This is a genomic window from Hominiventricola filiformis (assembly GCF_020686965.1).
In the GTDB taxonomy this organism is placed as follows: domain Bacteria; phylum Bacillota; class Clostridia; order Lachnospirales; family Lachnospiraceae; genus Hominiventricola; species Hominiventricola filiformis.
On the sequence record NZ_JAJEPS010000027.1, the window covers coordinates 1 to 13,131 of the forward strand.

At 43.1% G+C, this 13,131-nt stretch carries 14 protein-coding genes and 1 pseudogene; all 15 read left to right on the plus strand.

The genetic code is table 11. The features are described 5' to 3' along the window. Positions 1–66: 66 nt before the first annotated feature. Positions 67–1,530: pseudogene (locus tag LKD36_RS16085) on the plus strand (VirB4-like conjugal transfer ATPase, CD1110 family); the annotation flags it as partial. Positions 1,531–1,558: 28 nt separating this feature from the next. Then, positions 1,559–3,253 carry a C40 family peptidase gene (locus LKD36_RS16090; RefSeq protein WP_308460253.1) on the plus strand — a complete coding sequence of 565 codons (1,695 nt, stop codon included), beginning with the start codon at positions 1,559–1,561 and terminating at the stop codon, positions 3,251–3,253. A 70-nt stretch (positions 3,254–3,323) separates the two neighbouring features. Continuing rightward, positions 3,324–3,632 carry a DUF4315 family protein gene (locus LKD36_RS16095; RefSeq protein ID WP_308460254.1) on the plus strand — a complete coding sequence of 103 codons (309 nt, stop codon included), beginning with the start codon at positions 3,324–3,326 and terminating at the stop codon, positions 3,630–3,632. Further along, a complete protein-coding gene (locus LKD36_RS16100; RefSeq protein WP_308460255.1) occupies positions 3,616–4,446 on the plus strand; it encodes a DUF4366 domain-containing protein in 831 nt (276 codons plus the stop codon). Before LKD36_RS16095 ends, LKD36_RS16100 begins: the two co-directional genes overlap by 17 nt. A 51-nt stretch (positions 4,447–4,497) precedes the next feature. Further along, positions 4,498–5,004: a hypothetical protein gene (locus LKD36_RS16105; RefSeq protein ID WP_308460256.1), complete on the plus strand. Its 507-nt coding sequence runs from the start codon at positions 4,498–4,500 to the stop codon at positions 5,002–5,004. 1 nt (position 5,005) lies between these two features. After that, positions 5,006–5,173, plus strand: a complete 168-nt coding sequence (locus LKD36_RS16110) for a hypothetical protein (protein ID WP_308460257.1) — start codon at positions 5,006–5,008, stop codon at positions 5,171–5,173. After that, entirely contained in the window at positions 5,166–7,142 is a 1,977-nt protein-coding gene (locus LKD36_RS16115; RefSeq protein ID WP_308460258.1) for a JAB domain-containing protein, read from the plus strand. Before LKD36_RS16110 ends, LKD36_RS16115 begins: the two co-directional genes overlap by 8 nt. Next, complete coding sequence (locus LKD36_RS16120; RefSeq protein WP_308460259.1) at positions 7,139–7,474, plus strand: hypothetical protein; 336 nt, start codon at positions 7,139–7,141, stop codon at positions 7,472–7,474. The genes LKD36_RS16115 and LKD36_RS16120 overlap by 4 nt, the downstream gene beginning before the upstream one ends. Continuing rightward, positions 7,461–8,246 (plus strand): FAD-dependent thymidylate synthase, encoded by a 786-nt coding sequence (locus LKD36_RS16125; protein WP_308460260.1) that lies wholly within the window; start codon positions 7,461–7,463, stop codon positions 8,244–8,246. Before LKD36_RS16120 ends, LKD36_RS16125 begins: the two co-directional genes overlap by 14 nt. Next, the gene (locus LKD36_RS16130) at positions 8,227–8,631 is read left to right on the plus strand and encodes a dUTP diphosphatase (RefSeq protein ID WP_308460261.1); all 405 of its coding nucleotides are present in this window, start codon (positions 8,227–8,229) and stop codon (positions 8,629–8,631) included. Before LKD36_RS16125 ends, LKD36_RS16130 begins: the two co-directional genes overlap by 20 nt. Positions 8,632–8,642: 11 nt before the next feature. After that, positions 8,643–10,139, plus strand: a complete 1,497-nt coding sequence (locus LKD36_RS16135; protein ID WP_331465314.1) for a DNA topoisomerase — start codon at positions 8,643–8,645, stop codon at positions 10,137–10,139. Continuing rightward, the gene (locus tag LKD36_RS16140; protein ID WP_040647215.1) at positions 10,136–12,058 is read left to right on the plus strand and encodes a recombinase family protein; all 1,923 of its coding nucleotides are present in this window, start codon (positions 10,136–10,138) and stop codon (positions 12,056–12,058) included. Before LKD36_RS16135 ends, LKD36_RS16140 begins: the two co-directional genes overlap by 4 nt. Continuing rightward, positions 12,055–12,438 carry a TnpV protein gene (locus LKD36_RS16145; RefSeq protein WP_005930786.1) on the plus strand — a complete coding sequence of 128 codons (384 nt, stop codon included), beginning with the start codon at positions 12,055–12,057 and terminating at the stop codon, positions 12,436–12,438. Before LKD36_RS16140 ends, LKD36_RS16145 begins: the two co-directional genes overlap by 4 nt. Positions 12,439–12,547: 109 nt before the next feature. After that, positions 12,548–12,796: a hypothetical protein gene (locus LKD36_RS16150; RefSeq protein ID WP_006573544.1), complete on the plus strand. Its 249-nt coding sequence runs from the start codon at positions 12,548–12,550 to the stop codon at positions 12,794–12,796. Then, on the plus strand, positions 12,774–13,082 hold the full coding sequence (locus LKD36_RS16155) for a hypothetical protein (RefSeq protein ID WP_003864565.1): 309 nt from the start codon (positions 12,774–12,776) through the stop codon (positions 13,080–13,082). The genes LKD36_RS16150 and LKD36_RS16155 overlap by 23 nt, the downstream gene beginning before the upstream one ends. Positions 13,083–13,131: the final 49 nt, after the last annotated feature.

The window sequence follows — 13,131 nt, forward strand, 5'->3', positions numbered from 1 at the left end:
ATGCGGTGAAAGTCGCATGTCCGGTGTGAAGCGGGGGAAAAGCTGGAGATAACTTCAAAGGCTTACCTATCGCTATTCCCATCAGATCTTGCAACCTATGGAAAGGATGCCAAGGCACTTTTAAAAGAGTTACAGTCTCAGAACGAGAGAATGTTTCTTCTGACATTCCTGGTCATGAATACCGGAAAAACGAAACAGGAACTGGAGAATAACGTGTTTCAGGCGGCGTCTATTGCTCAGAAGCATAACTGCAATCTGGTGCGTCTGGATTATCAGCAGGAACAGGGACTTATGAGTACGCTTCCGCTGGCAAATAACCTGATCGAGATCCAGAGGGGAATGACAACGTCCAGTACGGCAATTTTCGTGCCGTTTACCACACAGGAGCTTTTCCAGAGTGGAAATGAAGCCCTCTATTACGGTTTAAACGCACTTTCTAACAATATGATTATGGTTGACCGTAAAAAACTGAAAAACCCAAATGCACTGATTCTGGGGACTCCTGGATCGGGTAAATCATTCAGCGCGAAGAGAGAGATCGCCAACAGCTTCCTGGTTACGGATGATGACATCATCATTTCAGATCCGGAGTCAGAGTATTCTCCGTTGGTAGCAAGGTTTGGAGGACAGGTTATTAAGATCAGCCCAACATCTGATCAGTATATCAATCCAATGGATATCAACATGAACTATTCTGATGATGATAATCCGATTGCATTGAAGGCCGATTTCATCCTGTCATTGTGTGAGCTTATCGTTGGAAACAAGGATGGACTCCGGCCGGTTGAGAAAACGGTCATCGACAGATGCATCCGACAGATCTATCAGAAATATTTTGAAGATCCCGGACCTGAGCATATGCCGATCCTTGAAGACCTGTATAACTCTCTGCTTGAGCAGGAAGAGCCGGAGGCAAGGCATGTGGCGACAGCATTGGAGATCTATGTAACTGGTTCCCTGAATGTATTTAACCACAGAACCAATGTGGAACTCACAAATCGTCTGGTATGCTATGACATTAAAGATCTGGGCAAGCAGCTCAAAAAGATCGGAATGCTTGTAGTGCAGGATCAGGTATGGGGGAGAGTGACGGAAAACCGCAGTCAGGGAAAATCTACCAGATATTACATGGATGAGATGCATCTTCTTCTCCGGGAGGAACAGACGGCTGCGTATACCGTTGAGATCTGGAAGCGTTTTAGAAAATGGGGAGGAATTCCGACAGGCATCACCCAGAACGTTAAGGATCTGCTTGCTTCCAAGGAAGTCGAAAATATCTTTGAGAATTCTGATTTCATCTATATGCTGAACCAGGCAGTAGGTGACCGGCAGATCCTTGCAAAACAGTTGAATATCAGCCCTCATCAGCTTTCGTATGTCACACATTCGGGAGAAGGTGAAGGGCTTTTATTTTATGGAAATGTGATTCTTCCGTTCGTGGATCGGTTCCCGACCAACACAGAACTGTACCGAATCATGACAACACGTCTGTCTGAGGTATCAGAGGAACAGAAGAAGCAGTCAGCGTAAGCGGCAGCTTCTTCGGAAAGGAGTTTTCATGAATGAGAAGAAATATACAGGCAATTACGCTAAGAAGTCCACCTCAAAAGAAAAGGCATCCAAACTGAAAAGTGAAGCATCGGCAAGAAAAAGTTACCGGAAAAAGCTGAGGTATGGGAAGAAAGATAATACGCTCACGGTTGAGGATTCCAGGAAACTTCGCAGGATGAAGAAACAGGGAAGAAAAAAAATCTATAAGGAAACGGTGGCTGCCAATACGGTCCGAAACGCCGGAAATCAGAATGAAGATAAAAATGGCAGTACAGACAGTCTGAATGCAGGAATTACCGCAGCAGAAACAGGAATGGGAAAGATCAGGGCTTATGGAATGGAAAGCAAATATGCGGCAAAGATCCATAAGCGTACTGAGCAGACTGTCCAGCCGGAAAATAATGGACCTGAGCAGATGAGCATGAACAATGTAAAAATGTCCAGAAAAAAACTGATGCAGAGGGAATTTGCTGAAGCGGCAGCACAAAAGCAGAGGAAGGAGGCTGCTAACGGAGCTGGAAGCATCGGTAAGAAGTTTACGGATAAAGCAGAGGATCTGGCAGGGAGACTTGCGGAATGGATCAGAGAGTCTGTCGCTGAGCATCCATTATTTCTTGTTTCAATAGCTTCGATTATGATTGTTGTGCTCATTGTATCCGGTTCGCTGACTTCCTGCTCAGCGCTTGGCAGTCTGATTAACAATACGACCTTAGCCTCCTCTTTTACCGCTGAGGATGCAGATATCAGGCAGGTAGAAGCGGATTATATCGCATTGGAAACAGAACTTCAAAAGAAGGTGGAGCATGTAAAAAGAGACCATCCAGGATATGATGAGTATAATTTTACGCTTGCTGAGATCTCTCATAATCCTTTTGAACTGGCGGCACTGCTTACTGTTTTATATGAAAACTATACGCCTGCTCAGGTGCAGTCCATGCTGCAGACGATTTTTGATTATCAGTATAAGCTGACATTTGAGGAAATCGTGGAAACCAGAACAAGGATCGAAAACAGAACCGGCCATAAATGGGTATCGGATGGAGAGGTGGATGGTGTATCTACAGGACACATGGAGTCTTATGAATATGAGGTAGAGGTAGAGTATGAATATTACATCCTGAATACCACCCTGACCAATAATGGAATCATTGCGGCAGTAAATGGCCTCAATCTTACACAGGAACAGATGGAACGGTATAGGTTGCTTTTAGAGATGAGAGGCAACAAGCCGGAAATCTTCGGCGATAATGTGTATGCGAATCCGGGAGTGTCAGAAGAGTATGAAAGATATGCGGTTCCCGGGGAATATCTGACCGATCAGCAGTTTGCCAACCTGCTTCATGAGGCGGAAAAGTATCTGGGATATCCTTATGTCTGGGGTGGGGCATCACCAAGTACCAGTTTTGATTGTTCGGGGTTCGTCAGCTATGTGATCAATCATAGCGGAAATGGATGGAACTATGGAAGACTTACCGCAAATGGGTGGAAAAATGCGACAGCGAGAGTGGCCGCATCGGATGTAAGAGCCGGGGATCTGGTATTCTTCCAGGGAACTTACAATACGTCCGGCGCCTCACATGTAGGAATTGTGGTAGATCCGGTTAAAAAGATCATGATCCACTGTGGCAATCCAATTCAGTATGCATCGTATGATACAGCATACTGGCGGGCACATGCTTATTGTTATGGCAGAATCCAGTAAATATAAAATGCAGTATAGGTCACCGGACAGGTGGCTTTTTTACTGACCAAAAAGGAAAGGAGCAACGTTTATGTATGCAAAGTTAGATAAACTCCGCGAAGATCTGAAAAAGGCAGTAGCCAAAAGAGATGCGGCGGAAGAAAAAGTAAAGCGGTTAGAGGAAAAGCTGAGAGAAGAAGAAAATCAGCAGATCGTGAGTGATGTCGCCTCTTACAATTTAACACCGGAACAGCTGGCACAGTTCTTACAGCTGGCTAACAGTGGAAAATTGCAGGCGATGATCAGCGGCCAGATTCCTATGCCTGTGGAGGAGCAGCAGACAGCAGGAAATGATAAGGATGAGGAAGAGGAGGAATTATCAGATGATGAAAATGATTAAAGTGAAGAAGGCAGTCGCAGCAAAGATTACGGGTGCTCTTTTGCTGGCAGCAACAGTTTTAGCCGGTATCATGCCGGTTCCGGTATTTGCCCAGAGTAAAGAAGCGGTCTGCATCTGCGAGGAAAAATGTACGGATGAATCCATCAATGAAGAGTGTGAGGTTTGTATTTATGACCATAACTTCTGTGAGGGCGAAGAAGCAGAGCCCGTTGAAGAAAATTACGGTCCACTTACACCGGATGGAAATATGAATCTGGTTGACGACTATGGTTCCCTTGAAGCTGGTGGAAAGCAGTTTATCACAGTCACAACGAAGTCCGGAAACTATTTCTACCTCATTATTGACCGGGATGATAAAGGGACAGAAACTGTCCATTTCCTGAATCTGGTTGATGAAGCGGATCTTCTTGCATTGATGGAGGATGAAGAAGCTGAATCCTATAAGAATTCTCAGGTGACAGCAGATGCAAATAAAGAGCAGGAGGAAACGACAGAGGAAACAGAGGAGACTACAGAAGCACCGCCAGAAGAAAAGACGGAGCCGGAGGAAAAGAAAGGAAATAACGTGACCGGAATCATGGCGGTTGTTCTGATCATTACACTTGCCGGAATGGGCGGCTTTGTGTATATGAAGTCCCATAAGGGAAAAAAGAAGGATCAGGGACAGGACCCGGATATCGATTATTTCGATGATGACGAAGAGGATTATCTGGCTGATATGGATATTGGAGAAGAAACCGTGGCAGACCAGGAGGCAGATAGGGATGTTGCTATGGAAGATGATATTCTGATGGATGATTCCGATGAGGAATAAGATCACAGGAATGGGCAGTCGAAAGGCTGCCTTTTTTGACGGGAGGGATCTATGAAAGAAAAAGAATTTGATGAGTTGACACCAGAGGAGAAATCGGCGAGATTTCAGAAAGCCCTGGATGACTACAATAGCGGATTTGTGGAAGAAGATTATGTATTAAGGTCTGTGGCCTCAATGCGTGTTGAGGAGGCAATGGAGGATGCCGGCAGGGCTCTGGATGAATTCAAGCCAGCCCAGAGAAAAGTGATATTTGAAGCGGCCGATGCTGATCTGAATCTGGATCATTACCTGAATCCAAAGTTTTCGGCATCCCATATGAAATTCATCATGGAACAGGAAATGGCAGGAAAGGATGTTACATGGCTTCCTATCGGAAAAATCCTTCATAGGAGTATTGTAGATAAGCCGCTTACCAGAGAGCAGATAAAAAGAATAAAGGAAAGAATTCAGCGGGCAGAACAGAAGGATTCGGTGATTGCAGAGCTGAAAGAAAAGAAAAAAGAAACTAATGGAATATTAAAGACAAAGAAGCAGAGCCGGGAGAAAGGAGAACGTTGATATGGAAAGAATGAGCCGCTATATAGGATATATGAAAGAGATACAAAAAAATCGAAAAAAACGAGGAAAAAGATCCACAAAAGAATCTGTACTTAGAGGGTTAAAAAATCTGAAGAATAGGGAATTTACCATGACGATTCCGATAACCGAAAACAATAGCAATGAGTAGTGAAAATTTCAAATTGAATCAGGTGGCTATCCGCATGGTGGAAATGCCACCTCTTTTTAGTGAAATTCCCATGAATAATCCGGCGGCAGCTGTAAAAGTCATGGCAGATACATTTAAGGATTATGACAGGGAAGTGGTTGCAATCGTAAATCTAAAGACAGATTTGAAACCTATTAATATGAATCTGGTAAGCATGGGAGCCTTGGAGCAGTCAATTGCTCATCCAAGAGAAATCTTAAAAACTACGATCTTATCAAATGCATCTGGAATCATGCTTGTGCATAATCATCCATCAGGAAAACTGACGCCAAGCAGTGATGATATTGCCCTGACAGGAAGAATCAAACAGTTATGTGATCTACTTGGAGTCAGATTTTTGGATCATATTATAGTTGGACCTGGAAATGAATATTACTCTTTTCAGGAAAAGAATACAATGCCTTTGACTTCACTGAATATAGCGAAAGACCTAGATGATATAAAACTGGAGGGAATAAAAGTGGCAGAAAATACAATGATAAAAGAAGAAAAAAAGGCAGTTACATTTACTGTTGCCGAATGTAGTGAATTTCACAATAGGGGAGAGTTTCATGAAAATATTAAGAGTGCGGCGGATGCAGTAGCCAAATATAATAAAATTCCACCAGAGCGTATGCATGGCATTCCTGCAATTGGAATCAGGGTGGCAAATCCGGAAAATTCGTATGACTGTATAGAAATGGATGTACTGATTGGTAAAAAAATAGATCTGGACATGCTTCATTACGTACCGGAGATTGCGGAGAACTGGCAGGCACAGCAGATGATCGCATCCCTGATTCATGAAATGCCTGATGCAAAGATTGAAGGGAAGATTCCTGATAGTATCCAGAAGAAGATTGACTGGCTGGAGTCCAGAGATAAGCGTGCAGATGAACTGCAGCAGATCACTGATAAACTGGAAAAAGGAGTTGTGGAAGTATTCCAGAGCGACCGTTACAAACAGTTCCTTGATACGATGGCAAAATTTCCGAGATATTCCGTGAACAATTCACTGCTCATTATGATGCAGAAACCAGATGCTCAGTTATGTCAGAGTTTTACAGGATGGAAGCAGATGGGGAGGTATGTAAAAAAAGGTGAAAAGGGTATCAGTATTATTGCACCGGCACCATATACGATTGAAAAAGAACAGCCAATATATAATTACTGGGGAAAGCCTGTCTATAATGAATTTGGTGAACAAAAAACGAAGAAAGTAGAAATAACGATTAATGCTTTTAAAGTGGTAAAAACGTTTGATATCACACAGACAGAGGGAAAAGAACTTCCTTCTATCCGACCGGCAGAACTTTCTGGAAGTATAGAGGGATATCCGAAAATGTTACACGCATTGCAGGAGATCAGTCCGGTACCGATTACGTTTGAATTGGTTGATGGAGATGCAAAGGGGTATTATCATCTGGAGGATAAAAAAATTGTAGTTCAGGATGGCATGAGTGAAGTGCAGACCATAAAGACACTGCTTCATGAAATGGCACACCAGAAACTGCATGATAAGGATAATGTGCCGGAGGCACAGGACATTACAAGGAATGGAAAAGAAGTTGAGGCTGAAAGTGTGGCATATGTTGTATGCCAGCATTATGGAATCAATACTTCTGACTATTCCTTTTCTTATGTTGCAGGATGGTCAGAGGGAAAGGAAATACCAGAGTTAAAAGCATCTCTTGATAAGATCCGGCAAACAGCATTTGAATTTATTAATCAGCTCGATCAGAAAATGGAGATCTTTAAGGCAGAAAAAGAACAGGAACTGGCTCCAAATCCAGAGTTACATGGAATCGTTAACAAAGCACTGGGAGAACTTGATAAGAAGAGAAGCCAGACAAAGGGATCTGTGAAATCGAAATTAAAAGCCAATGCAGAGAAGTCAGAACAGACCCCGAAGAAAAGCAGAACATCAAAAGTGAAGGAGGAACGGGCATGAATCAGAAAGAATTCAATGAAGTGATCGGCCGACAGACAGATCGCTGTAAATCCATGCTGATAACAAAGGGATCAGAGTATGCACCTAAAGCTGTGAAGAATGCAGCCGTGGATAGACTGGCACATTTTAAGAAAGCAGCGGTGGTAATGAATTCCACACCGAAAGCAGCCCTTATGGGGATGCTGTCCAAACATCTGATTTCTGTATCTGATATGTGTACGGATGAAAGACAGTATGCGAAAGAACAGTGGGATGAGAAAATCACAGACAGCATTAACTATTTTTTGATTCTCCGGGCAATCGTAGAGGAGGAACTGAGTGAAGAAAATTGAAGTAAAAATCTTAAATCCGGAATCTATTGATCAGGCAGAAAAGATGATGGTCTGCGCAGCAAGGCTGACACAGAGAGGACATCAGATTTCCTGCCTGAGTGATTTTATGGATCTTTATGAAAAGACCTACCAGAGATCTACTGTAGCAAATCTCGTAAAGCTGCCTCATCCGACCATTCAGAAATTTGGAATCATCAATGTGGTGATTGTTGGAGCATCCAGGCGATTCCTGGCACAGATCACCAGGCACCAGAATGAAGTGAAGTATATGTCGGCAAGCCTGCAATATAGCGACTATTCAGGGGTAGAGGATTTTGTCATTCCCTATGATCTGATGGGGACAGGTTCGGAAAAAGAATATTTAAAACAGTGCAGTATGGCAATGAAAAATTATCAGAAGATGATTGCTGCAGGAGTTGATAATGATTCAGCCGGATACTGTGCACCGCAGGGAATGAGAAATATTCTTCTGATCAGTGCAACACCATATCAGTGGAAGCACATGATCCGTCAGAGAACATGCAGGAGAAACACGAAGGAAACCAGATATGTGATGCTGAAAATCTGGGAACAGCTTTGGAAGCAGAACAGAGAGTTGTTTTCTGATTGTGGCCCATTCTGTATGAATAGCGGCTGTGAGGAAGGAAAGATGACCTGTGGTAAAAGTATTCCGAATATGATGTCACCGACAGATATTATCCGGACAGACTTTCCAAAAGTATATGATATGGGATTGGGGGAAGGAGCGTCAGATGAAGATACGGTTGCTTGATTATGGTGGCAGATGCCCGGAAAGAGCTCATGCGAATGATGCTGGGGCTGATGTATTCAGTCCCAGGGATGCAGTGATCTGGCCGGGAGAGATTTGCAAGATGCCTCTGGGATTTGGACTTTTGGTTCCTGATGGATATGCGGGTTTTGTATTTCCTAAAAGCGGATTAAGCGCTCAGGGAATTGTGTGTGAATTGCCTCCCGTCGATTCCGGTTATACAGGAGAAATTCATGCAATCATTTCAAATGTAGGGAATACAGCATATGAAATCAAAGCGGATGATAAAATCGGACAGCTTATGATTCTGCCGATTGTGATACCGGATTTTACTTATGAATCATGGAAAGAACGCGGAACTGGAGCATTTGGTTCCACAGGGAGATAAGGAGAAAGAAAATGTCATATAAGTTAGTGATCGCTGAGAAGCCTTCTGTAGCACAGTCTATTGCAAAGGTGATTGGAGCAGATAAAAGAGAGGATGGATACCTGAAAGGAAATGGGTATCTGGTCAGCTGGTGCGTGGGCCATCTGGTAGAACTTGCACCGCCAGAGGCTTATGATGAGAAGTATGAAAAATGGAGATATTCAGATCTGCCGATTCTGCCGTCAGAGTGGAAGTATCAAATTTCAGATGCGACCAGAAAGCAGTTCGGTATCTTGAAAAAATTGATGGAAAGAGAGGATGTCACAGGATTAGTGGAAGCCACCGATGCGGGACGTGAAGGAGAATTGATCTTCCGTCTTGTATATCATCAGGCAAAATGCAAAAAGCCATTCGAGCGTTTATGGATTTCTTCAATGGAAGACCAGGCGATTTCGGATGGCTTTTCTAATCTGCAAAACGGAAAGAAATATGATGATCTTTATCGAGCGGCTTTATGCAGGGAGCGTGCGGATTGGAGCGTTGGAATGAATGCAACCAGATTATTTTCAACTTTGTATGGACAGACATTGAATGTGGGAAGAGTCATGACGCCGACACTTGCCATGATTGTTCAGAGGGAGGCAGAGATCGAAAGCTTCAAGCCAGAGCCGATCTACAGACTTTCCATCAGCTGTGGAGGAATTACCGCGGTATCGGATCGTTTTGAAAAGAAAGAGGATGCAGAAAACATTCTTAAAGTGCTGGAAGAACAGAAAACCGCACAGGTTATAAAAATTGATCCGGCAGACAAGCAGGAAAAGGCACCGCAGCTCTATAGCCTTACTGCACTGCAGAGAGATGCCAACCGTTTTCTGGGATTCACGGCACAGCAGACACTTGATTATACGCAGAGCCTTTATGAAAAGAAACTGGTGACCTATCCCAGAACGGACAGTCGTTTTCTTACAGAAGATATGGAAAATATGATTCCTGATCTCGCAAGAAAAATGTCGTCGAAATTTGGATACACCAAGAATATATCGGTTTATCCCAAACAGGTAATCAACAACAGCAAGGTCAGTGATCATCATGCAATTATTCCTACAGTGAACGTAGCAGATACAGAATTTGGAAAACTGCCATCTGGGGAACAGAAAGTATTGAGCTTGATCACAGCCAGACTGTTATCTGCTCTTGGCGAGCCAGCAGTAAGAAGTGAGGTTGATGTGGAATTTACCTGTGCAGACACCGTGTTCAAGACAAAGACAAAGAACCTTACCAAAAAGGGATGGAGAGAAATTCAGGATTGGATCATGGGAAGCAGCATGGATTCCGAAAATGATAAGGAAGAAAAAAGTGGGAATGCCAATATGCTGGCGTGTATCGCAATGCTGACAAATGGAAAATCGTATCCGTTACAGAATCCAAAGATGGAGGAAGGAAAGACTACACCAAAGAAACATTTTACGGATGTGATATTTTGTGAGCGTAAGGAGTGGATAGGAATTGAAGAAAGGAGTTCAGCATGAGAAGAAAAAAAGATAAAAGCAATGGCATTACTGCTTTGTATGAAAGACTGTCTCGTGATGATGATAATGCTGGAGAGAGTAACAGTATAGTTCATCAAAAGCAAATGCTTGAAGATTATGCTATGAAACATGGTTTTACGAATCTTGTTCATTTTACCGATGATGGTTGGAGTGGAGCGACCTTTGACAGACCTTCATGGAACAGACTTGTTGAAGGTGTTAAAAACGGAGAAATCACTGCCTGTATCTGCAAAGATATGTCCAGAATCGGCAGAGATCATCTGCAAGTAGGTTTTTTCACTGACATTCTGTTTAGAGAAAAGGAAGTTCGATTTATAGCAATCAATAATGGTATTGACAGTGACCGTCAAGAAACCAGTGAGTTTGCCCCTTTTCTGAATATCATGAATGAGTGGTTTGTCAGGGACACAAGTAAGAAAATTAAAGCTGTACTGAAATCCAGAGGTTCTTCCGGCAACGCTCATACAAGTAATATTCCACCATACGGCTATTTGAAAGACCCCGAAAACCCCGACCATTGGATTATTGATGAAGAAGCTGCTGAAGTAGTCCGCAGAATTTATCGCATGACTATTGAGGGAAAAGGACCTTATCAGATAGCAAGAGAACTTTCAGAAGAAAAAATAGAAAGACCATCTTATTATCTTGGCAAAAAGGGACTTGGAAATCATGCAAGCAACTATGACAAAGAAAATCCGTATATGTGGCGAGGAAATCAGGTTACTACTCTGATTGCCCGACCAGAGTATATCGGAAAGACTGTCAATTTCAGGACATTCAAAAATTCCTATAAGGACAAAAAGACGAAAAGGGCAGATAAGGAAGATTGGGTGGTTTTTGATGATACACAAGAGCCTATTGTCGATGAAGAAACATGGCTGCTTGCTCAAAAGTTAAGACAGAATGTAAGAAAAGCAGCTCCTATGGGCGAGCCTAATGTTCTGACCGGAAAGATTTACTGTGCTGATTGTGGTGCGCCGATGTATAATCACAGGCAGCGGAAAGGGCGAGAAAGAATATACTATACTGCCAAAGGCGAAAAAAGGACAAGTCATTCCAATCCGGCAGATTGTTATGAATGTTCCACATATAATCTGGGTTGTCAGAGATATGACCGGCATTGTACTTGCCACCATATTTCAACAAAAGCACTTAAAAGCATCATTCTGAAAACCATACAGGAGACTTGCCATTATGTTTCTTTGAATGAGCGGGAGTTTGTTTATTCTCTGCAAGAAGAATCGGCGATGAAAGATATTGCTGTTTCTGAAACTGTAAAAAACCGCATTGAAAGAAATCAGAAGCGAGTTCACGAACTGGATATGCTTATCAGGAAAATCTATGAAGATAATGTGATTGGAAGATTGCCGGACAGGCTTTTTCAGAGTATGCTTACTGATTATGAAAATGAGCAGAACGAGCTGAACAAGATTATTGAGACTGACACCGCTGATATGCAACGGATTATAGGCGGTCAAAATAATGTGGAGCGTTTTCTAAAGCTGGTTAAAAAGTATGAGAACATTACAGAACTTACTCCTGCCATGATAAATGAATTTATCGACAAAATTCTGGTTCACGAGCCACAAGGAAAAGGTGCAGACCGCACCACAGAGGTGGAGATATATCTTAACTATGTCGGGCAATTTCAAGTACCTGTGGAGCAGCATGAGCCAACAGAGGAAGAAAGGATTGCTGCTGAAAAAGAGGCGGAACGACTTCGCAGAAAACGAGAATCCAATCGTAAGTATATGAAAAAGATTCGTGAGAAATCAAAAGAATTTGCGGAGCATGAGCGTATAGCAGAAGAAAAAAGTTCTGATAGCAATGTGTGTGTTGAACAGAACGCCACAAGCAAATCAAATCGGCAAAAAGTGAAAGGAGAAAAAATAGCATGACAGAATTGAAATCACGAATCCATGACAAAAGCAACGGTCTGGACTATGTTCTTGTGGGCGATTACTATGTGCCGGACTTGAAGCTACCGGAGGAACACCGCCCTATCGGTATGTGGGGCAGACTGCACAGGACATATTTGGAGCAGTACCGCCCTACAAGGTTCTCTGCCCTCTGTTTATCCGGCGAACTGCATACTTACCTTGCTGACCTGGACGAACAGGCAACGGAAAGATGCAGCCTTATCATTGAGCAGATGAAACAAGCCGAGGGTGTGACCGAAACCATGAAAGCAGACAATCAGATGTTGTGGGTACAGTCCATGAACTCTATTCGTAACCGAGCCGAAGAAATCATCAGACAGGAAATGATTTACTGCTGATTTTATCAAGTCCAAAACCAACAAATTTATATCGTAAACGAAGCGACAGGTATTTCCTTATGAAGTGTCTGTCGCTTTTCATTTATCAAACTTTAAGGAGGAAAACACAATGAAGATGAACCGGAATGAAATGGAAGCCCTTTATGCCTTTGGCTGTCCGAACCTGAAAGCAACTGTCGAGCGTTTGCGTATGGTAGCTGCCCTTGCACCCGATCCAGTGGCGAAGAAGCTGTTTTATATGCTTTCCGTTAAGCTGAGTGCTGAAGGTGTTGAAAGGTGGTATCGCTGCTTTTACTGCAAGCTGCGTGTGTTGAAAAACCATAGGGAGGGCTGCTATGGCGAGACTTACGAAGATTGAGAAAGAAACAATCGTTCTCTTTAATGAGGGCGAGGACAAGGCAAATATCTACACCCACAACGCCGGATTGAAAAAGAGGTTGGCTGCTTTTGCTAAGAAGTACCCTGACCTTTGCAGACTGGAAAAATCCAATGTTCAAGGCGGTGTTTCTTATGAGCTGGCAAAGTCCCGTCTGTCTATCCGCTTCCTGCCGCCTTACAGTGAGGAACGCAGACAGAAAGCCAGCGAATATGCGAAAAAGCATGGGCTGAACAGCCAGCAGGGACAATGTGATAATCAGGGCTGATATGCGGTTAAAATGTCAGGTGCAGACCTGATGTTTTGACCGTTGCCTA